This is a genomic window from Burkholderia sp. Ax-1720 (assembly GCF_011753035.1).
Lineage (GTDB): Bacteria > Pseudomonadota > Gammaproteobacteria > Burkholderiales > Burkholderiaceae > Burkholderia > Burkholderia gladioli.
On sequence record NZ_VWWK01000007.1, the window covers coordinates 21000 to 40691 of the forward strand.

A 19692-nucleotide genomic window follows, 5' to 3' on the forward strand; every position below is an offset into this window, starting at 1 on the left:
ATCGATGAACACCATCAAACGTATCGATCCGCGCCGGCCCTTCGTGGTCACGCCGGCCGGACTCAAGCGCATCACCCTCGGCGAGGTCGCCGTGGCGGGCGGCAAGGTCGCGCTCTGGACCGGCCACGGGCATGGCAAGGACGCGCCCAAGCCGAGGCGCGAGATCGAGGTGGCCGAGCACCGGCTGCTGGTGGTGGCGCATCCGGAGCGCGGCTCGCTCGACGATCACAGCTGCCAGGTGCTGGCCGCCGCGGCGCTGCTGGCCGACGCGCGCACCGAGGTGGTGCTGCTGTCCTTCGGGGAACTGAAGGACGAGGTGGCCGCGCTCGGTGCCGATCGCCTGATCGAGCTGCCCGGCTTCGAGCGCCGCGCCTTCGCGCCCGACGCGGAGCTGCGCGCACTGCTGGCTTGCGCCGAGGCGCTCGCGCCGCGCCATGTATTCCTTCCCGACAACGCCACCGGCGACGGCGACCTGGGCCGTCGCTACGCCGCCGCGCTCTGCGCGAGCGTGGCCGTGCAGGTGGTCGAGATCGACGCGAAGCATGTTGGCGTCTACGCCGATGCGAAGCGGGCCTTCTCGACACGCGCGCTGCCCGAGGTGGTGCTGCTCGCGCCCAACGCGGTCGAGCCGAAGCTGCCCTTCGTGGGCGCCGGCGAACGCATCGACGCGCCGTTCTCGCTCGGCGCCGATCGCATCGGCGCTTATCGCGACCTCGGCCTGGAAGAAATCGACGCGGCCCAGGTCGCGCTGGAGGAAGCCGACTTCATCGTCTCGGCCGGCAACGGCGTGACCGATATCGGCGCGTTCGAGCAACTGGCCGGCGTGTTCGGCGCCGCGATCGGCGCGAGCCGCGTGGCAGTCGACAACGGCCATTTCACGCGCGACAAGCAGGTGGGCGCCACCGGCAAGACCGTCGAGGCCAGCGTCTACATCGCCTTCGGCATCTCGGGCGCGGTCCAGCATCTGCAGGGCATCAAGGATTGCCGCCACGTGATCGCCGTGAACCTCGATGCGAGCGCGCCGATCGCCAAGCGCGCCAACCTGACCGTGGTGGCCGACACGCAGGCGACCATCGCCGCCCTGGTCGAACAAGTGAATGCCGCGCGCGCGGCACGCGGCCGGGCCGAGCAACACGGCAACCGGCACCTGGAAGGAGTGGCTGCATGAACGCCCCGCGCAAACTCGCGAAGCTCGCCGTGCTGGTTTCGGTAGGCCGTCATCCCGTCAGCGGCACGCCGCGCTACAGCCGCAACGACGCCGCGGCGCTGGAGCTGGGCCGCAAGCTGGCCGGCGAACACGGCGCCCAGCTCGACGTGCTGCATGCCGGCGACGCGGCCAATCCGGCGCTGGCCGACTATCTCGCGCTCGGTGCGCGCAAGCTCGAGGTGCTCGAATGCGGGCCCGGCGACGACGCCGTCGCGCCGCTGGCCGAGCGCCTGGCCGGCTACGACCTGGTGCTGACCGGCACGCGCGCCGAAGGCGCCTTCGACACCGGCCTGCTGCCTTACCAGCTCGCCGCGCGGCTCGACGTCGGCCTGGCCGGCACGGCGGTCGATATCGAGGTCTCGAACGGCGAGGCGGTGATCCGTCAATTCCTGCCCAAGGGCCTGCGCCGCAAGGTGGCGGTGCGCCTGCCGGCGCTGGTGGCCGTGCATCCGCTGGCCAATGCCCAGCCGCGCTATGCCTTCGCGCGCCAGCAGGCCGGCAGCATCGCGCCGGTGCGCGTGGCGGCCGCCGCCTCGGCCGAATCGGCGGCCTGGCGCACCGGCCCGGTGGAGCGCAAACCCGTCAAGCTCGCGGCCGCCGAGAAGCGCTCCGGGCATACTCGGATGCTGTCCGCGACCACCACCGAAAGCCGCGGCGGGAACGTCGTAATTGAGGGGAGTTCGGTCGAAAAAGCACAAGTGATCCTGGCGTATTTGCGCGAGCATCAACTGATCGATTACTGAAATCGCTGACCCATGCCTGTCGGCAAGAACCAAGGATTGAGTCCGGAGCAAACGATGAATCAAACGGCAGACGTTCGCGCGCTGGTGGAGCGCCGCAAAGCGGGTTACAGCCTGGAAGCCCCGTTCTACCTGAGCGAGGAGATCTTCCAGCTCGACATGGAGGCGATCTTCCGCAAGCACTGGATTCAGGTCGCGATCGAACCGGACGTGCCGGAACCGGGCGACTACGTGACCGTCGAACTGGGCAGCGATTCGATCCTGATCGTGCGCGACGACGACATGGAAATCCGCGCCTTCCACAACGTGTGCCGGCATCGCGGCGCGCGCCTCTGCAACGAGGACAAGGGCTCGGTCGGCAATATCGTCTGCCCCTATCACAGCTGGACCTACAACCTGAGCGGCGCGCTGATGTTCGCCGAGCACATGGGCGAGAAGTTCGACCGCTGCAAGCACAGCCTGAAGTCGGTGCACCTGCAGAACCTGGGCGGCCTGCTGTTCGTCTGCCTGGCCGACGAGCCGCCGGCCGACTTCGAGAACCTGCGCGCCGCGATGGAGCCCTACCTGCTGCCGCACGACCTGCCGAACACCAAGATCGCCGCGCAGATCGACATCATCGAGGAAGGCAACTGGAAGCTCACGATGGAGAACAATCGCGAGTGCTACCACTGCGTCGCGAACCATCCCGAGCTGACCATCTCGCTCTACGAATACGGCTTCGGCTACCAGCCCTCGCCGGCCACCGCCGAAGGCATGGCCGCCTTCGAGCGCACTTGCGTGGAGCGCGAGCAGCAATGGGGCGAGCTGGGCCTGCCCTCGGTGGAGGTCGAGCGCCTGCTGGACACCACGGGCTTTCGCACCCAGCGCCTGCCGCTCGACCGCGCCGGCGAATCGCAGACGCTCGACGCCAAGGCCGCCTCGCGCAAGCTGCTCGGCGAATTCGAGCGTGCCGACCTCGGCGGCCTGTCGTTCTGGACCCAGCCGAACTCCTGGCATCACTTCATGGCCGACCATATCGTCACCTTCTCGGTGATCCCGCTGTCGGCCGGCAAGACCCTGGTGCGCACCAAGTGGCTGGTGCACAAGGACGCCAAGGAAGGCATCGACTACGAGGTGAAGAACCTCACGGCCGTGTGGAACGCCACCAACGACCAAGACCGCGCGCTGGTGGAATTCTCGCAGCGCGGCGCTTCCAGCAGCGCCTACGAGCCGGGCCCGTATTCGCCCTACACGGAAGGCCTGGTCGAGAAATTCTCGGCCTGGTACATCGGCCGCATGGCCGACCACCTCGGCGTTTGACCCCCGACAGCACAGACAGGAACAGGCGGAGCAAGACATGATGCGAGATGCCGCGAACTTCGAACCGGTGGACAGCCGCGTGACGCAGCCCGAATTCTGGCGCGCCGTGCCGGAACGCTGGACGAGCGACGTCGAGGAAACGCTGATCTGCTGCCACGTGCGGCAGGAAACGCACGACGTGAAGAGCTTCTTCTTCCGCTCGCCCTCGGGCCGCTCGTTCGCCTTCGAGCCGGGCCAGTTCGTCACGCTCGAGCTCGACATCGACGGCGAGACCATCAACCGCTGCTACACCATCTCGTCCTCGCCGGCGCGGCCGCATACGCTATCGATCACGGTCAAGCGCGTGCCGGGCGGCAAGGTCTCGAACTGGCTGCACGACAACCTGCTGGCCGGCGCGCAGGTGCGCGTTCTCGGCCCGGCCGGCGAATTCACCTGCGCGCGGCATCCGGCGCGCAAGTACCTGTTCCTCTCGGCCGGCTCCGGCATCACGCCGCTGATGTCGATGAGCCGTGCGCATCACGATCTCGCCGAGGATCGCGACATCGTGTTCGTGCACAGCGCGCGCACGCCCGACGACATCATCTTCTCGCGCGAGCTGGACCTGATCGCCGCCAACCAGGCCAATTTCCGCACCTCGTTCGTCTGCGAGCGGATCGGCACGCGTACCAACTGGCACGGCGTGACGGGTTACCTCTCGCTGCCGCTGCTCAAGCTGATCGCGCCGGATTTCATGGAACGCGAGATCTTCACCTGCGGGCCGGCGCCCTATATGAAGGCCGTGCGCGACCTGCTCGACGAAGCCGGTTTCGATCGCAAGCAGTATCACGAGGAAAGCTTCTCGTTCGAGACGCTGCTCGACGAGGCCGCGCCCGAAGTGGTGGAGACGCTGGTGGAGGAGGGCGTGCCGGTGCCCGATACCACGCACTACACGGTGAGCTTCGCCAAGAGCCGCCGCGAGATCAGTTGCGGCGCCGACCAGCACGTGCTCGAGGCCGCGCGCCAGGCCGGCGTGCGCCTGCCTTCGTCGTGCTCGCAGGGCATGTGCGGCACCTGCAAGGTCAAGCTCGTGTCGGGCCAGGTGGAGATGAAGCACAACGGCGGCATCCGCCAGCGCGAGATCGACCAGGGCATGGTGCTGCTGTGCTGCAGCAAGCCCTTGTCGGATCTGGTGGTCGACAAGTAAGGCACTGGTCATAGCAATATCGCGGGAAATCCGGCGCGTCGCATATGAGCAAGGACGTGTCGGAAAACGACGATACCGGGGAATTGTGGTTACGGAACCTAGAGAGACCCCATAGAGCAACGCTACGGATTGCTCAGGACCACCCCAAGGAGATCGACCATGAATTTCATCGGAAAGCTGGCCTGGTGCGGCGCCTTCGCGGCGCTGCTGACGGCCGTGGCGCCCGCGGCAGTCGCCGATACCAAGCCGACCATCAAGATCGGCTATGTGGAAGGCTGGGATGACAGCGTCGGCACCTCGAACGTGGCCGCGCAGATCATCGAGAAGAAGCTGGGTTACCCGGTGCAGCTGGTGCCGGTGGCGGCCGGCGTGATGTGGCAGGGCGTGGCGCGCGGCGACCTCGACGCGACGCTGTCGGCCTGGCTGCCGGTGACGCACGGCGCGTACTGGGATCAGTTCAAGAGCAAGGTGGTCGATCTCGGCGTGAATTACCCGGGCGCGAAGATCGGCCTGATCGTGCCGACCTACGTGAAGGCCAAGAGCATCGCCGACCTCGAGGGCGAGAAGGCCGACTTCGCCGGCCGCATCGTCGGCATCGATGCCGGCGCCGGCGTGATGCGCAAGGCCGATGACGCGATCAAGGCCTATGGCCTGTCGTACAACCTGATGGCGAGTTCGGGCAGCGCGATGACGGCCGAGTTGGCGCGCGCCGAGAACGCGAAGAAGCCGATCATCGTGACGGGCTGGGTGCCGCACTGGATGTTCGCGAAGTGGGACCTGCGCTTCCTCGACGATCCGAAGAAGGTGTTCGGCGAAGCCGAGCACGTGGACAGCGTCGCGAATCCGAACCTGGAAACCAAGGCGAAACCGGTGGTGGCCTTCCTGAAGAAGTTCCAGTGGAAGCCGGGCGAACTCGATGCGGTGATGCTGGCGATCCAGGGCGGAGCGAAGCCCGATGCGGCCGCCGAGCAGTGGATTTCGCAGCACGGTGACCGCGTCAAGAGCTGGACCGACGGCGCGCAATAAGCCGACGAGACTGGCAGAAAGATAACAATATTCAAGACAACGAAGTAAAAAATGCCCGTCCGATCGATGGTCGGACGGGCATTGTTTTGCTCGAAAAACCGCATATTTCCAGGCATTTTGTGAAAAGCTTGTTACACTATGCCGCTTGTGCGGACTCTTACTAGGAGGTTCTGGATGAGTCAAGCAGGACTGCGCGCGCGCAGCACCAGCGAGGTCGACAAGACCATCTCACATGCAGAAGAAGGCCGCTCACTGCATCGCGGCCTCAGTTGGAAGGATGCATTCTGGGTCACCAGCGGCGTACCGGCAGGTGTGCTGTTCACGATCGGCGGCGTGTGCGCCACCGTCGGCCAGCCCGCGTGGGCCATATGGATTGGCGCAATCACGATGGGCCTGTTGCAAAGCGCGACTTATGCGGAAATATCGGGGCTATTTCCACATAAATCGGGCGGCGCGTCCGTGTACGGCGCGATTGGTTGGGTACGCTACGGCAAGCTGATCGCCCCGGTTTCGGTGTGGTGCAACTGGCTGGCCTGGTCCCCGATGCTGGCGCTCGGCTGCGGCCTGGCCGCGAGCTATGCGCTCACCTCCCTGTTCCCCGCCGATGCCGCGATCCAGCACTGGCAACTGACCATCGCCAATCTCGGCTTCATCAAGCCTGGGCTCACGCTGCGCATCAACGCGACCTTCGTGATCGCCACGATCCTGCTGCTGATCACGTTCCGGCTCCAGCACAGCGGGGCGTCGAAGGCTGCCAAGACGCAGCGCATTCTCGGTATCGCATCGCTCACGCCCTTGCTGATCGTCGGTATCGTTCCGTTCGTGACGGGCGATGTGCCGATGTCGCATCTCTTGCCGCTGCTCCCGCTCGGGCACGATGCGCAGGGCAATCTCACCGCGGCGACGTTCGGCAGTTGGAACGGGCAGGGCGTGGTGATGGCGCTCGGCGCGATGTTCATGGCCGGCTGGGCTTCCTACGGCTTCGAGACGGCGGTCTGTTACACGCGTGAATTCAAGGATCCGGCGCGCGATACCGCCAAGGCGATCTTCTGGTCCGGCGCGCTGTGCCTGATCGTGATGACCCTGGTGCCGATGGCCTTCCAGGGCGCGCTCGGCACCAGCGCGATGCTCGATCCGAAGATTGGCGACGGCACCGGCGTGGCCGCCGCGATGGCGAAGATGGTGGGCGGCGGTGCCTGGGTGGCCAATGCCATCGTCGTGATGCTGATGCTGTCGATCCTGCTGATCGTGATGACTTCGATGATGGGTTCGTCGCGCACGCTGTACCAGGCTTCGGTCGATGGCTGGCTGCCGCGTTACCTCTCGCATGTGAACGAACACGGTTCGCCGACGCGCGCGATGTGGACCGACCTCGGCTTCAACCTCGTGTTGCTGATGATGTCGGACTACATGACGGTGCTGTCGATCTCGAACGTCTGCTACATGATCTTCGTGTTCCTGAATTTGCAATCCGGCTGGATCCATCGCATGGATCGCGGCGAGTGGAAGCGGCCGTTCAAGTGCCCGACCTGGTTGCTGGTGGCGGGCTCGATCTGCGGCTACCTGAACCTCGTTTATGTGGGCGCGGGTGCAAACCTGCAAGGCGATGGCACGCTGCGCAATGGGCTGATCGCGATGCTGCTGATCGTGCCGGTGTTCCTCTATCGCCATTACTGGCAGGATCGCGGACGGTTCCCGAAGCAGATGCAGAAGGATATGGAGCTGGCGGTGCCGCGACGGCATTCCATCTATGAGATGCTGCCTTATGCAGCGCTGATCGCGGCGGCGCTGACGATCGCGGTGTCCTACTACCTGGCCTGGCATTGATGAAAAAGCGGAGCCTTCGGGCTCCGCTTTTTGTTTGGGTCAGCGCAATACCTCGACATGATCGGCGTCGACCTTGGCGTGGCCCCAGCCCTTGCGCTCGAACTTGCCGAATATCTTCACTTCGTTCTTCTCGTTGACGGGCTTGCCCGGTACCCAGCGCCAGATCTTGTCGTCGATCTCGAGTTGGATCGTGCCGGTCGAGTCGGCGAATTCGTAGTCTTCCCCGCCGAGATGGCGGACGATGCGGCCTTGCAGTTGCACCGGCTGGTCGTGCCGACCGTTTGCGAGGATTTCCTTCACGGTGGTGGCGATGTTCGCGGAAGGGCCGGCGTACTGGGCGTGGACGGTGGGGGCCAGCAGGCTGGCGAGGGTGACCGTCATGATTCGGGCGAAGTGCTTCATGATCTTCTTCCTGTTCCTGGATGGCTGTTTCGCTGCGGATGCCGCATCGCAGGCGACGGCCAGTGTTTGGGAAACGGAAGGTTAAGCAGATCGGGAAGGGACGTCGAAGCGGCACGGCGCCACAGCGGGCTGGTAGGAGAAGAGGCCGGGGGAGTGAAATGGAAACGCGCGGCTCAGTTGCGTGGACGTGATGCCGGGCGTTTGTTCGGATCGTGTCCGAGGTTGCGAAGCTGTTTGCGAAGGCGGAGGTTGTCGGCGAATATCGTGGCGAAGGCGATGATTGTTGCGATCGGGAAAAACCATTCATCCGAGTAATGAAGCAGCACCCACGCGACAGCAGAGATGACCAGCGCCGTTGCGATCAATGTGATTTTGTCGATGATCCAGTTCATGCGTCGATCCTTGGTGCAGCGAGGCGTGTCCGAAATGCAAAGATGCGGCTGCTGGTGAAGATAAAGCAGATCGGCAAGGGACGTCGAAGCGGCACGGCGCCACAGCGAACAGTGTGAGAGGATGCGGCGAGATAATTACCGAGTTTCAGAGGTGGGACATGACGTTCGCGGTCACCCGTGTTTCCCGAGGCGAGATCCTTTTGAACGATGGTGCATGGAATGTCCGAGTGTCGGGTGAAGGCCTGCTGCCGTCGAAGCCCGGTGAGCCATCATTCGTCGTATACCTGGACTCGATGAACGACGTCGACATGCAAGGAAAATCGGCGCCGACAAGCGACGCCATTCGTCACGAGATCATCGAGTCAATCAGGCTTTATTTGTCAACGCGCGGCATGCAGGTGGTATTCGAGTAAGCATCCATTGGCTGTGCTCGCAGGAAGGCATTCAGCCCAGGTAGCTGGCCTTGTCCTCTTGCAGATAATCGCCGAGCCGTTTTGCAGGTCGACCGATCAGCGATTCCAGATGATCGGTGACGATGGAGAGATTGCCGGCGCGGATTTCCGCCTCGATCGACGCCAAGACAGCAACAAACACGGCAGGAACGCCGGCCGCGTTCAATCCGGCTGTGAATTGCTCGTCATTCACCTTCACCACGTCGAGCGGCTTGCCCGTGGTGCGACGCGCCAGCTCGGCGATTTCCTCGCGAGTTAGCGCCTCGGAGCCGGTGAGCGTGTAGACCCGGCTATCGATGCTCGGGCCGGCCAGCGCCACGGCAATCGCCTCGGCGATTTCCTCTCGCGCCGCATAGGACGTTCTCCCGCCTTCCGCCGCAGAATGCCAATGCCCGCTCTTCAATGCGGCGGGCAGCGACATCAGCAGATTCTGGTGGTACCAGCCGTTGCGGAAGATCAGGTACGACAAACCCGTTGCCTTGATGGCTCGTTCGGTCTCCAGATGATCGTGAGCGAAGCTCAGCAGGGAACTGTCCGGATTGAATTGCGAGGTATAGGCGAGGCGCTGAACCCCCGCCGCTGCCGCCGCCGAGACCGCATTGCGATGTTGCTTCAGCCGCGCGCCAGCCTCTTCCAGGGCATCCGTCGAGATGATGAAAGCGGTACTTACGCCCTTGAAAGCTTCGATCAAGCCCTGATGGTCTTCAAAGTCCGCCTTGCGAACCTCGATTCCCGAAGCCGCCAGATCGGCAAGCTTCCCGGGGTTGCGAGAGCCCGCGATGATGCGGGCCGGTGTCACGCCGCGCGCCAGTAGATGCTGGATGACGAGGCGGCCGAGATGGCCGGATGCGCCGGTGACGAAAATGGTGTCGTTCATGGACTGACCTTATTCCGAGTGTTAGTCTCATTTCGAGAGTGACTCGATCATCGGGCCTCCCTGCGTCCCCGTAAAGAAGGCAGTTTTTGAGGAGATAGTTACCAAATGGGAACCACCGAGATGCCGGCATGCCCGATCAAGGCGCGGCTGGAAAAGGCGCGGGCCAAGTATCCGCTATGGGCGAATTGCCCGGTGCGCGACGTCATGGATGTGATCAATGGGCGATGGAGTTCGCTGCTGATGATGGCACTGGCCGAGAAGCCGCATCGATTCGGCGAGCTTCGCCGCCTGGTGCCCGATATTTCGCAGCGCATGCTCACGCAGACGCTTCGCGATCTGCAACGAGACGGCTATGTCTATCGCGAGGTGTTTCCCACCAAACCGCCGAGCGTCGAATATGGCCTCACCGACTTCGGTCGCTCGATGTTCGCGGCGCTCAACGTGCTGATCCAGTGGGCCGACGGCAATCACGCCGAGGTGACGGCCGCGCGCCTGCGTTTCGATGGCGAGAGCGAAGCGGCATGAGCAGTGCCTCGGGCCGCCCGCCTTGCGCTCCGATCCCAAGGCGGCTCGTCACCAAACGTTTCGGTGAGGTAATCGACGAAGCGGCGCACCTTGAGCGGGATGCGTCGCGCGCTCGGATAAACCGCCTGGATCGCCAGCTCGGTGGCGCGATAGGCGGGCAGCAGCGCCACCAACTCGCCGCGCCGAAGATGCTCGCCGAACACGAAGCTCGGGCCATAGGCGATGCCGGCGCCGGCCAACGCGGCGGATAGCAGCATTTGCGTGTTGTTGGCCGCGATCCGACAAGGGCCGTCGATCACATGAGCGCGGTTTCTCGAATCGAACAAGGTCCAGTCGCCGGCGGAGACGGCCTCGCTGAACGCCAGCCGCGGCGCCTGGCGCAGGTCGCGAGGCGTGCGCGGCGTGCCGTGTCGTTCGAGGTAGGCCGGTGATGCACATACCACCATCCGGCACGGCGCAATCCGCCGAACGACGAGCGCGGGATCGTCCAGCCTCCCGATGCGGATCGCCACGTCGATGCCGGCATCGAGCAGGTCGACATAGCGGTCGCCGAGCGTGACCTCCACGTTCACGTCGGGATGGTCTTCGAGATAGCGCGCCGTTACTTCGCCGAGATGCATCGCGCCGAACGTGACGGGCGCCGCGATACGCAGCACGCCGCGCGCCTTGCCCTGCGAATCGCCGGCTTCCCGATTGGCATCGTCGAAGGCTTCGAGGATCTGCTTGCTGCGCTCGTAGTAGGTCTGGCCCGCGTCGGTCAGGCTCAGGCGTCGCGTGGTTCGCTGCAGCAGCCGCGCGTTCAATTGCGCCTCGATCGCGCTCACATGCTTGCCGGCCATCGCCGGCGAAAGCCCGAAACGGCGCGCGGCGGCCGCCAGGCTGCCTTCTTCCACCGCGGCGACGAACACGGCGAGGCTTGTCAGTCGGTCCATTTCCTGTTCCTCATTCGATAGCACGATTATCGACTGTCGATACGATATCGCCAATTATTGAATGAAAGACTCGGATCTACGATGGCGGCACATCACCGAGAAGGAGTATCTGGATGGACATCGAAACCAATGGCACGCGCATCCACGTCAAGCAGCAGGGCAAGGGGGAACTGGCGCTGGTGTGCCTGCACTATTACGGCGGCTCGTCGCGCACGTGGGATGCGGTAGCTACGGAGTTGGCGGACCGCTATCGAATCGTCGCTACCGATCATCGAGGCTGGGGCGACTCCGCGGCGCCGATGGACGGTTACCGCATCGCCGATCTTGCCGCCGATGCAGAGGGTGTCATCGACGCGTTGGGTTTGCAGCGCTATGTGTTGGTGGGGCATTCGATGGGCGGCAAGGTCGCTCAACTGATGGCATCGCGTCGGCCGCGCGGGCTGGAGGGCCTGGTGCTGGTTGCGCCGTCGCCGCCGTCGCCAACCATGCTTCCCGAGGAGCAACGCGCGATGCTGGCTGGCGCGTATCAATCGCGCGAGTCGGTCGAGTTCGTCATCGACCACGTGCTCACCGCGAGGAAACTGGATGCCGCCCAGCGCGAGCAGGTGATCGAAGACAGCCTGAAGGGCGCGCCGCAGGCCAAGGCCGCTTGGCCCAACGTGGCGATGCTCGAGGATATTACCAAGACAGTGCCGTCGATCGATGTGCCCACCATCGTCATCTCCGGCGAGCGCGATCAAGTGGATCCCATCGCCACGCTGCAAGTTGAGTTGCTGCCACGTATTCCGCAAGCGGTCATGCATGTCGTGCCGGGAGTGGGGCACTTGTTGCCGCTCGAAGCGCCGGCGGAGCTTGCGCGGATAGTTGGTCGATTCGTGGACGGAGCGGGGATGAAGGGAGACGAGCGGCGCTCAAATAGGTGAATAAGGATTCGTTCGAGATCCCCGCCGCCTTGGCAATCGTCGCGGTTGGCTTGGCGAGTTCCTCGGATGTTATAGCGCGCATCGCGGCGGATGGGATTGCGTCTCCTTTTACTTCATTTCCGGGCCGGTCACATGGACTCTGCGGCAGACGAGACAAGTTGTAGTAGAGCGGTCACTCGGGCAAGATGAGTGCCTGGCGCGATCCCGCGCCCAAGCAGATGTCATCGACTTCCGATAATCCGTGAGTTGGAAATCTCTTCCGTTATGAATTGCCGCCATCTGCTACGTGCCTTTCTCGTTTGTCTATCGATTGCCTTGCTCAATAGTCATGCGTTTGCGCAGACGCGGGAAAATCGTTGTGGTTGGCTGCACAATCCGACGCCCGCCAACTGGTGGCTCGACGACAAGAATGGGAGTTGGACGCTGTCGACCATGGGAGACAAGCCGGTTCCCGGCTTCGACAATCTTCCCGACATGACATCGCGGGATTGGGTCGTCACCAACGCAGGCGGGCATGGATATGGATGCGCCTGCATCGATATGGACACAGACAAAGGCAGCGGCACGGTTACCCGTGTCCATTCGGCGAAAGTGCTCCCGTTGAAGCGCTGCAAGGCGGATCGTTCGCTGCCTGCGCCGTGAATGCCTCGGTGTGTGACGAGGGGTAATCATTCGTCTGATAATGGGGCGGGGTACAGGTAACAGTCGTTGCCCCGAGCGCTATCGCGATCACGCAGCCTCGTCCGATGAGCCAGTTCATGTTGTTGATCTTTCGAAGATGCTGATGTTTGGCCGTCAAGTGCGCGCGCGACTGGCCCGCAAGCGTGTAATGGCTACGTTTGCGAGCCAGACGACGACGCCGGCGACAGCAATCGAGATGATCAGTATCGCCAGCATAGCGAGCACTTCCATGTCATCTGGGTTGGCCAGTTCATCATGGCCGGCCGCGTTGAGAAGAAAGAGGAGGCCGTCGTTCAGCAGGTCAGGCATCTCGATTGGCAGGCTTGCCGCGAGATTGGCGAGCAGCCATCCGCCCACCAAGGTCGCGCCGATATTCAACGCAATCTTTCCAAATTTCTTCATTTCACTTCGACCGTGCCATCGGCTTTGAGGCTTGCCCCTGGCACTGGGAGGTCAGCTCTTTCGGAAACCGAAGATTAGGCAAGCTGGTTTGTTCTGTCGAAGCGGTACAGCGCCACATTGGTGGCTGGTGATCGGCTGAATGCCGACAATCTTTCCCGATCCATATCGATTCGCATCGACTGCGGAAGTAGGTGTTTCGTAATAATTCCACCTGCATTTCCCCATCCCCCCTACACAAAGCTGTCACGCATCTCCCCCACCATTCAGCGGCAAACGCTTTCCCCCAAGCTACCGCGAGCAATAGACACCGGAACACGGTGCGGTTGGCGACCCAAACGACGAGACCCCATGAGCCCACGCATCTCCACGCTTGCTTGCGCAGCGACGCTGCTGTTCCTGGCCGCTTGCGGCAGTTCCGACGGCACGAACTCCTCGCCGACTTCCACGGCCGCCAGCCTGAGCCTGTCCGGCGTGGTTGCCGCCGGCGCGCCTGTCGTGGGCGTAGCCGTCACCGTCACCGACAGCACGGGCAAATCCACCAACGCCGGCGTGACCGACGCGCAAGGCAAGTTCACCGCCGCCGTCAGCGGCACGCCGCCCTTCGTGCTGACGGCGCCGTTCAACGACGTGGACGGCAGTCCCGCCACGCTGTCGGCCGTGATCGATCCGGCCGCGAACGGCACGGGCAGCCCGGCCGCCGCGGTAGCGAACCTGAACCCACTCACCTCGCTGCAGACGCAGCGCGTGCTCGGCCTGGTGCCGAGCGGCGCGCCCAGCGCCGCGCAGATCGGCGCGGCCAAGATCACGCAGGCCAGCATCGCCCAGGCCGGTGCGGACGTGACCAGCGCGCTGCAGCCGCTGTTTACCGCCTTCGGCGTGTCGGCCAACGCGGCCAGCAACCCGATCAGCGACGGCACCTACGTGGCGAACGCCAGCAACCCGCTGGACAACCTGTTCGACATCGCGCATTTCAACGTGCACACCGGCAGCATCGCGGTGGGCGCCGACGCGAGCCGCGCCACCGTCACAATTCCCGTCACGGGCGCGACCTCCGGCCCGGTGCCGGCGGCCGCCGTGGCGTCGGCGCTGGCGCTCAGCAACGGCCCGACCACCACGCCGATCCAGCACGTGATCGTGGTGGTGGGCGAGAACCAGACCTTCGACGGCCTGTTCGGCGGCTACGTCGCGCCGAGCGGCCAGACCGTGAAGAACCTGCTGTCGCAAGGCATCATCAACGCGGACGGCTCGCCCGGCCCGAACTTCGCACTTGCTCAGCAGAGCCAGGGCGCCACGCAGACGGCCTACACGCTGCAGCCCACGCGCGCGAGCGCTTACACGACGCTGCCGCAGCCGGAGCAGATCGGCATCGTCAACCTGCAGACCTTTGCCACCGGCACTGGCGTGGCGGACACGCGCTTCCCGGCGAACCTGCCGAACGGCCCGTTCCAGATCAGCAAGTACGTGCCCTACGCGCAGGAGATCACGCAGCTCGAGCCCTTCGGCCTGACGCTGTTCACGATGACGGGCGACCCGGTGCACCGCTTCTTCCAGATGTGGCAGCAGACGGGCGGCGACAACAGCAAGCACGACATGTTCACCTGGGTGGCCACGACGGTGGGCCAGGGCGGCGACACCAGCGGCATCACGCCGAGCAACCCGTCGCAAGGCGGCGAGCTGATGGGCTTCATGAACATGTCCACCGGCGATGCGCCGTACTTCCAGTCGCTCGCGCAGACCTACGCGATCAGCGACAACTACCACCAGTCGATCATGGGTGGCACGGGCGCGAACTTCTTCTCGATCGCGACCGCCGATTCGCCGTTCTTCAACAACGCAGGCGCCGTGGCCACGCCGCCCGCGAACCAGATCGAAAACCCGAACCCGATGTCGGGCACGCCGAACTTCTACACGCAGGACGGTTATGAAGGCGGCTCCTACGTGAACTGCTCCGACGCGAGCCAGCCGGGCGTGAAGCCGATCCTCGACTACCTCGCCGCCAGGCACGTGGCCGCCAACTGCGACGCGGGCAAGTACTACCTGGTCAACAACTACAACCCCGGCTACGACCTGAACGGCAACGTGCAGCCGATCGGCCCGAACAACTTCAACTATCCGCCGCAGACGGTGCCGACCATCGCCGAGGCGCTGGCCGCGAAGAACGTGTCGTGGAAGTGGTACACGGGCGGGCGCGAGTCGGGCGACCTGACGGGCGAGACGCAATTGCTCGAGACCGTCGACAGCCTGCCGCAGGCGCAGGCTGCCGCCGCGGCGCAGTCCACGCAGTACAACAACATCGGCGATCCGCTGGTGGCCTCGCAGAAGGTGATGACCACCGCTTCGCTGCGTTCGAACCTGGTCGGCCTGACCACCTTCAACAACGACGTGAAGAACGGTACGCTGCCGGCGGTATCGTTCGTGGTGCCGAAGAACCTGGACAGCGGCCACCCCGGCTACTCGGCGCCGGCGACCTACGAGACTTTCCTGAAGACGCTGATCGGCAACGTGCAGGCGAACCCGACGCTGTGGGCGCATACCGCGATCGTGATCACCACCGACGAGGGCGGCGGCCACTTCGATTCCGGCGCGATCCAGAACCTGGACTTCTTCGGCGATGGCCCGCGGATCCCGATGCTGGTGGTGTCGCCTTACGCGCGCAAGGGCGCGGTCGATCACACCTATGCCGATCACGGTTCGGTGCTGAAGTTCATCGAGCGCAACTGGCGCCTGCAACCGCTTTCCGCGCGCAGCCGTGACCGCCTGCCGAACCCGGTCGGCACCGCGCAAAGCGTCTACCTGCCCGTCAACACCACCTCGATCGGCGATCTGATGTCGATGTTCAGCTTCTGATGGAGAAAGCGTCGACGCGGGCCGTCAGGGCCCGCCAGGCAGTGGAAGGCGTAGTGATGGCTGCCGCCGCGATCGGGCTGCTCGGCTCGATCGCGATGCGCAGCGCCGATGCCGTGCAATTCCCTCAGGTGGCCGACGCGGGGCAGGGCGGCGCGTCGGCGCCGAAGGCGGGTGCCAAGGTACGCCGTGCCGCGCCCCCGCCGTTCAAGTTCAATGTCTGGGTGCGCTACCCGGCGGTGCCCGAGCATCTGAGCCCGGCCGCCGAACTCGGCAAGCAACTGTTCTTCGATCCCTCGCTGTCCGCTTCCGGGCGGATGTCCTGCGCGAGCTGCCATAGCCCCGAGCACGCCTACGGGCCGCCGAACGGGCTGGCGGTGCAACTGGGCGGCCCTGATATGAAGCATCCGGGCGCGCGCTCGGTGCCCTCGCTGCGCTACCTGACGTTCACGCCGATGTTCAGCCGTCACTTCTATACGCCCGCGTCGGAAGACGTGGAGGATGAAGGGCCGACGGGCGGCTTCATGCGCGACGGCGCGGCGGCGTCCCTGCACGCGCAGGCCGGCTTGCCATTGCTGAATCCGGACGAGATGGCGAATCGCGATCCGGCGGCGGTGGTGGAGGCGCTGCGGCGCGGCGCGAATGCCGAGCGGTTTCGCGCGGTGTATGGAGCGCAGGTTTTCTCGCAGCCGCAGCAGGCGTTCCAGGATATCGGGCTGGCGCTGGAGGCGTTCCAGACCGAGGATCCGAGTTTTCATCCGTATACGAGCAAGTTCGATGCGGTGATGTCGGGGCATGCGAATTTCACCTCGGCGGAGCTGCATGGGCTGTCGCTGTTCAATGATCCGGCCAAGGGCAATTGCGCGAAGTGTCATCTGGATACGCCCGGGCCGGGTGGGCGGCCGGCGCAGTTCGCGGATTTTTCGTTTGCCGCGCTGGGGGTGCCCCGGAATGCGGAGATTCCGGCGAACCGGGATCCGAATCATTACGACCTTGGCTTGTGCGGGCGGCCGGAGTTGGCCAAGGAAACGAGTTTCTGCGGGATGTTCAAGTCGCCGACCTTGCGCAATTCGGCGTCGCGGAGCGTGTTCTTTCATAACGGGCGGTATCACACGCTCGAGGATGTGATGCGCTTTTATGTGCAGCGCGATACGAACCCGGAGAAGTGGTATCCGCGCAAGGCGAATGGGAAGGTGGATAAGTATGACGATCTGCCGGTGAAGTACCGGGAGAACGCGGATGTGGCGGATGCGCCGTTCGATCGGAAGCTGGGAGGGAAGCCGGCGTTGAGCGAGGCGGAGATCCGGGATGTGATCGCGTTTTTGAAGACGCTGGATGATGGGTATTCGGAGAAGGCGGGTGGGGTGGGGCGGTGAGTTGGTTTTGTGCCTTCGGGGGGCAGAAGGGCTGACCGCCTCGCGGAGATGAATGTGGCGAGGGCCTGTCCGTAATTTTGCGTTCGAGGCATATTCTTGTCCCAAGGAGGACGTATGCCTCGCAAACCGAAAGCCATGCCAGCCGAGTTGCCGGCCACGACGCTGCAGACCTGCATCGTGCATCTGATGCGTAACAGCCTGGATTACGCGAGCTGGAAAGACCGTCGAGGGCTGGCCGCGGCCATCCGGCCGATCTACACGGCGGCGAGCGCGGAAGCGGCCCAGGCCGAATTGGATGCGTTTGCCGATGGCGAATGGGGAAGGCGCTTCGCGACCGTCAGTGCCTCGTGGCGCAGCGCCTGGGATCGCGTGATCCCGTTCTTCGCATTTCCCCCGGCGATTCGCAAGATCATCTACACGACCAATTCGATTGAGAATATCAACGGGCAGTTGCGCAAGATCATCAAGGCGCGAGGTCACTTGCCCAGTGACGAAGCGGCCACCAAGCTCATCTGGCTGGCCTTGCGTAACATTACGGCTGACTGGGGACGCGCCGCGCACGACTGGAGGGCGGCAATGAACCAGTTGCCATCCTCTACGAAGAGCGTTTTGCCCGGCCATCCGTGTGATGCTCAACCCGCCTCGAACACGGAAACTCTGACAGGCTCGACAGACTCGACTCTCCGCAGTTCCGTCGGACAGCGGCTGACTCAACTCGACCCGACCCGAATGCGACATGTGGCGAACCGGTAGAGGACATGCGGACCGCTCTTCAATTCTTTGCGGCTGGTAGACGTCCTCCTCGCGCCGTGCGAACACTTTCGACGGTGTTGTCGGGGCCTATCAGTTGACCTTTAAATCGCTCGAACCAAAGGAATGGCCCAACACGAGTGCCCAGTGGGGCTTCAAAAAGCTTCCATAGTTCTCCGTTCGACGCGATATAGATGGGCGAAGATCCGGCTGCATCCGGGTCTCGCGCGTTTGTTCTCTCCAGGTAAGAGCGCGCCATCCAACGAACTCGATCGGGTTCGTCCACGCGAAATTCGTTGCTGGCAGGTGGCTGTTGTTTCTGATCTCTTGAACGCTGTTCTCGGATCCAAGAGGGTTGAACGCCGTGGAGAACAAATGCATAGAAGCCGGCCCAATCCTTAGGCTCAGGCCATTCGAGCTGGTATGCCTCTTGTTCCGCAGCCGACATGCCGCGGAACCACTTCGCCCACTGATTCCAATAGGCCTCTCCGTGCCCCATCCGCCAACCGATGCTGCCCCACGGAATGAGTGGAAAGGCAGCCCATACTGGATTTGTCGACATATCTCCGTCCCAACGACTAGTGCTGAGTTCCTGGATGGTGTAGACGGCGCAATCAGGAAACTAGCGGTGGTCGATTGTCGAGGATTTATGCACCAGGGTCGAGTGCCTGAATTTGGCCGACAGTGTCAGAACGAATAGAGTAGCCGTGTAGTCATCCCCCGAGCATCTTCTATCTCACCTTCCCCCACAAAAAAAGCCCCCACACATTCCTGCGCGGGGGCTGTCAAAGTCAGAGACTAAAGGAAACACCTACCCGGCGCGCGTTCCCGCCCACCGAGTCACATCAAACTCAGCCAAACACCACCGTCCGATCCCCATTGAGAAACACCCGCCGCTCGATAAATGCCTTCACCGCCCGAGCCAGCGTAATCGACTCCATATCCCGTCCAACCATCAGCAGCCGTTCCGGCCGATACGAGTGATCGACCCGCTCGACCACCTGTTCGATAATCGGCCCTTCATCCAGGTCATCGGTAACGAAGTGGGCCGTCGCCCCGATCAGCTTGACTCCACGCGTATGCGCCTGGTGATAAGGCTTCGCCCCCTTGAACCCCGGCAAGAACGAGTGATGAATATTGATCGCCCGATTCGCCAGCTTCGCGCTGGTTTCCGGCGACAGCACCTGCATATATCTCGCCAGAATCACCAGTTCAGCCCCACTGGACTCGAACATATCCAGCCACTGCGCCTCCTGCTGGGCCTTCGTCTCCGCGGTGATCGGAAAATGCCGAAACGGCAAGCCATGCTGCACCGCCAGCGGCTCCAGATCCGCGTGATTCGAGGCAATCCCCACGATATCCATCTTCAGCTCGCCCATCTTCCAGCGGAACAGCAGATCCGCCAGGCAATGCTCGAGCTTGGAAACCAGGATCATCACCTTCGGCCGCGCATCGGCATCATGAATTGCCCACTGCATCTGGAAGCGCTCGGCGATCGGCGCGAACTCGGCCCGCAGCGCGTCGATATCGGGCGTATCCGCGGCATCGGAGGCATGGAACACGCAGCGCACGAAAAAGCGCCCGCTCAGGTCGTCGTCGAACACGGTCAGTTCGTCGACATAGCAGCGGTGGCTATCGAGCACGCCCACCACGGCGGCCACCTGGCCGGCCGCGCTGGGGCAGGATAGCGTCAACAGGAATCGGGAGTTGCGAACGGAGCCGGACATGCTTTCCTCGGATCACCGGCGGCGCGGCGCGCCACACGCGGCCGCTTCTCGCGGCAGGGCTCCAGTAGACCAGTCCGTAATCCGGGTGGATAGAATCGAAACGCCGTGCCGCTGGTATCGAAACGCC

At 63.7% G+C, this 19692-nt stretch carries 18 protein-coding genes and 1 pseudogene; 13 read left to right on the top strand and 6 right to left on the bottom strand.

Annotated elements, in window-relative coordinates:
- Nucleotides 1-4 precede the first annotated feature (4 nt).
- The 6 genes from F3J18_RS03885 (at nt 5) to F3J18_RS03910 (ending at nt 7282) form a co-directional block, all read left to right on the top strand.
- Entirely contained in the window at nt 5-1168 is a 1164-nt protein-coding gene (locus tag F3J18_RS03885) for an electron transfer flavoprotein subunit alpha/FixB family protein (protein ID WP_166911440.1), read from the top strand.
- Nucleotides 1165-1950: an electron transfer flavoprotein subunit beta/FixA family protein gene (locus F3J18_RS03890; protein WP_166911442.1), complete on the top strand. Its 786-nt coding sequence runs from the start codon at nt 1165-1167 to the stop codon at nt 1948-1950. The genes F3J18_RS03885 and F3J18_RS03890 overlap by 4 nt, the downstream gene beginning before the upstream one ends.
- A gap of 54 nt (nt 1951-2004) precedes the next feature.
- Nucleotides 2005-3246 carry an aromatic ring-hydroxylating dioxygenase subunit alpha gene (locus tag F3J18_RS03895; RefSeq protein ID WP_025099098.1) on the top strand — a complete coding sequence of 414 codons (1242 nt, stop codon included), beginning with the start codon at nt 2005-2007 and terminating at the stop codon, nt 3244-3246.
- Nucleotides 3247-3283: 37 nt separating this feature from the next.
- Nucleotides 3284-4429, top strand: a complete 1146-nt coding sequence (locus F3J18_RS03900) for a hybrid-cluster NAD(P)-dependent oxidoreductase (RefSeq protein ID WP_025099099.1) — start codon at nt 3284-3286, stop codon at nt 4427-4429.
- A 159-nt stretch (nt 4430-4588) separates the two neighbouring features.
- The gene (locus F3J18_RS03905; RefSeq protein WP_025099100.1) at nt 4589-5455 is read left to right on the top strand and encodes a glycine betaine ABC transporter substrate-binding protein; all 867 of its coding nucleotides are present in this window, start codon (nt 4589-4591) and stop codon (nt 5453-5455) included.
- Between the two features lie 174 nt (nt 5456-5629).
- Nucleotides 5630-7282, top strand: a complete 1653-nt coding sequence (locus tag F3J18_RS03910) for an APC family permease (RefSeq protein ID WP_166911524.1) — start codon at nt 5630-5632, stop codon at nt 7280-7282.
- Between the two features lie 39 nt (nt 7283-7321).
- Here the strand turns inward: F3J18_RS03910 and F3J18_RS03915 are convergent, their stop codons facing one another.
- Together F3J18_RS03915 and F3J18_RS03920 are read right to left on the bottom strand one after the other, a co-directional pair.
- Entirely contained in the window at nt 7322-7684 is a 363-nt protein-coding gene (locus tag F3J18_RS03915) for a NirD/YgiW/YdeI family stress tolerance protein (RefSeq protein ID WP_166911444.1), read from the bottom strand.
- A gap of 173 nt (nt 7685-7857) precedes the next feature.
- Nucleotides 7858-8076 carry a hypothetical protein gene (locus F3J18_RS03920; RefSeq protein ID WP_166911446.1) on the bottom strand — a complete coding sequence of 73 codons (219 nt, stop codon included), beginning with the start codon at nt 8074-8076 and terminating at the stop codon, nt 7858-7860.
- A gap of 158 nt (nt 8077-8234) precedes the next feature.
- Between F3J18_RS03920 and F3J18_RS03925 the strand changes: the two genes are divergently transcribed.
- Entirely contained in the window at nt 8235-8489 is a 255-nt protein-coding gene (locus F3J18_RS03925; RefSeq protein WP_166911448.1) for an Imm74 family immunity protein, read from the top strand.
- A 31-nt stretch (nt 8490-8520) separates the two neighbouring features.
- Here F3J18_RS03925 and F3J18_RS03930 read toward each other — a convergent pair whose 3' ends face one another.
- Nucleotides 8521-9405 carry an SDR family oxidoreductase gene (locus F3J18_RS03930; RefSeq protein WP_025099103.1) on the bottom strand — a complete coding sequence of 295 codons (885 nt, stop codon included), beginning with the start codon at nt 9403-9405 and terminating at the stop codon, nt 8521-8523.
- A gap of 105 nt (nt 9406-9510) precedes the next feature.
- Between F3J18_RS03930 and F3J18_RS03935 the strand changes: the two genes are divergently transcribed.
- Nucleotides 9511-9930, top strand: coding sequence for a helix-turn-helix domain-containing protein (locus F3J18_RS03935; protein ID WP_025099104.1), 420 nt, complete (start codon nt 9511-9513; stop codon nt 9928-9930).
- Here the strand turns inward: F3J18_RS03935 and F3J18_RS03940 are convergent.
- Nucleotides 9873-10862 carry a LysR family transcriptional regulator gene (locus F3J18_RS03940; RefSeq protein WP_166911450.1) on the bottom strand — a complete coding sequence of 330 codons (990 nt, stop codon included), beginning with the start codon at nt 10860-10862 and terminating at the stop codon, nt 9873-9875. The genes F3J18_RS03935 and F3J18_RS03940 overlap by 58 nt on opposite strands.
- 113 nt (nt 10863-10975) lie before the next feature.
- On the opposite strand from F3J18_RS03940, the gene F3J18_RS03945 reads away from it, so the two are divergent.
- Together F3J18_RS03945 and F3J18_RS03950 are read left to right on the top strand one after the other, a co-directional pair.
- A complete protein-coding gene (locus F3J18_RS03945; protein WP_166911452.1) occupies nt 10976-11785 on the top strand; it encodes an alpha/beta hydrolase in 810 nt (269 codons plus the stop codon).
- Between the two features lie 246 nt (nt 11786-12031).
- Nucleotides 12032-12427 carry a DUF4087 domain-containing protein gene (locus tag F3J18_RS03950; RefSeq protein ID WP_240154493.1) on the top strand — a complete coding sequence of 132 codons (396 nt, stop codon included), beginning with the start codon at nt 12032-12034 and terminating at the stop codon, nt 12425-12427.
- Nucleotides 12428-12580: 153 nt separating this feature from the next.
- On the opposite strand, the gene F3J18_RS03955 is transcribed toward F3J18_RS03950, so the two are convergent.
- The gene (locus tag F3J18_RS03955) at nt 12581-12868 is read right to left on the bottom strand and encodes a hypothetical protein (protein ID WP_166911454.1); all 288 of its coding nucleotides are present in this window, start codon (nt 12866-12868) and stop codon (nt 12581-12583) included.
- 348 nt (nt 12869-13216) lie between these two features.
- Here F3J18_RS03955 and F3J18_RS03960 point away from each other — a divergent pair, with 348 nt between their 5' ends.
- The 3 genes and pseudogenes from F3J18_RS03960 to F3J18_RS03970 all read left to right on the top strand — a co-directional run.
- Entirely contained in the window at nt 13217-15715 is a 2499-nt protein-coding gene (locus F3J18_RS03960; RefSeq protein WP_240154494.1) for an alkaline phosphatase family protein, read from the top strand.
- 56 nt (nt 15716-15771) lie between these two features.
- The gene (locus F3J18_RS03965) at nt 15772-17088 is read left to right on the top strand and encodes a cytochrome c peroxidase (RefSeq protein WP_240154495.1); all 1317 of its coding nucleotides are present in this window, start codon (nt 15772-15774) and stop codon (nt 17086-17088) included.
- A 126-nt stretch (nt 17089-17214) separates the two neighbouring features.
- Nucleotides 17215-17717, top strand: a pseudogene (locus tag F3J18_RS03970) (transposase); the annotation flags it as partial.
- Between the two features lie 972 nt (nt 17718-18689).
- On the opposite strand, the gene purU reads toward F3J18_RS03970, so the two are convergent.
- Nucleotides 18690-19565, bottom strand: coding sequence for a formyltetrahydrofolate deformylase (purU, locus tag F3J18_RS03975; protein ID WP_025099116.1), 876 nt, complete (start codon nt 19563-19565; stop codon nt 18690-18692).
- Nucleotides 19566-19692: the final 127 nt, after the last annotated feature.

Bases quoted from the DNA above. Each gene is read 5' to 3' on its own strand.
- F3J18_RS03885 (WP_166911440.1), top strand. From the start codon at position 5: ATGAACACCATCAAACGTATCGATCCGCGCCGGCCCTTCGTGGTCACG.
- F3J18_RS03890 (WP_166911442.1), top strand. From the start codon at position 1,165: ATGAACGCCCCGCGCAAACTCGCGAAGCTCGCCGTGCTGGTTTCGGTA.
- F3J18_RS03895 (WP_025099098.1), top strand. From the start codon at position 2,005: ATGAATCAAACGGCAGACGTTCGCGCGCTGGTGGAGCGCCGCAAAGCG.
- F3J18_RS03900 (WP_025099099.1), top strand. From the start codon at position 3,284: ATGATGCGAGATGCCGCGAACTTCGAACCGGTGGACAGCCGCGTGACG.
- F3J18_RS03905 (WP_025099100.1), top strand. From the start codon at position 4,589: ATGAATTTCATCGGAAAGCTGGCCTGGTGCGGCGCCTTCGCGGCGCTG.
- F3J18_RS03910 (WP_166911524.1), top strand. From the start codon at position 5,630: ATGAGTCAAGCAGGACTGCGCGCGCGCAGCACCAGCGAGGTCGACAAG.
- F3J18_RS03915 (WP_166911444.1), bottom strand. From the start codon at position 7,684: ATGAAGCACTTCGCCCGAATCATGACGGTCACCCTCGCCAGCCTGCTG.
- F3J18_RS03920 (WP_166911446.1), bottom strand. From the start codon at position 8,076: ATGAACTGGATCATCGACAAAATCACATTGATCGCAACGGCGCTGGTC.
- F3J18_RS03925 (WP_166911448.1), top strand. From the start codon at position 8,235: ATGACGTTCGCGGTCACCCGTGTTTCCCGAGGCGAGATCCTTTTGAAC.
- F3J18_RS03930 (WP_025099103.1), bottom strand. From the start codon at position 9,405: ATGAACGACACCATTTTCGTCACCGGCGCATCCGGCCATCTCGGCCGC.
- F3J18_RS03935 (WP_025099104.1), top strand. From the start codon at position 9,511: ATGGGAACCACCGAGATGCCGGCATGCCCGATCAAGGCGCGGCTGGAA.
- F3J18_RS03940 (WP_166911450.1), bottom strand. From the start codon at position 10,862: ATGGACCGACTGACAAGCCTCGCCGTGTTCGTCGCCGCGGTGGAAGAA.
- F3J18_RS03945 (WP_166911452.1), top strand. From the start codon at position 10,976: ATGGACATCGAAACCAATGGCACGCGCATCCACGTCAAGCAGCAGGGC.
- F3J18_RS03955 (WP_166911454.1), bottom strand. From the start codon at position 12,868: ATGAAGAAATTTGGAAAGATTGCGTTGAATATCGGCGCGACCTTGGTG.
- F3J18_RS03960 (WP_240154494.1), top strand. From the start codon at position 13,217: ATGAGCCCACGCATCTCCACGCTTGCTTGCGCAGCGACGCTGCTGTTC.
- F3J18_RS03965 (WP_240154495.1), top strand. From the start codon at position 15,772: ATGGCTGCCGCCGCGATCGGGCTGCTCGGCTCGATCGCGATGCGCAGC.
- purU (WP_025099116.1), bottom strand. From the start codon at position 19,565: ATGTCCGGCTCCGTTCGCAACTCCCGATTCCTGTTGACGCTATCCTGC.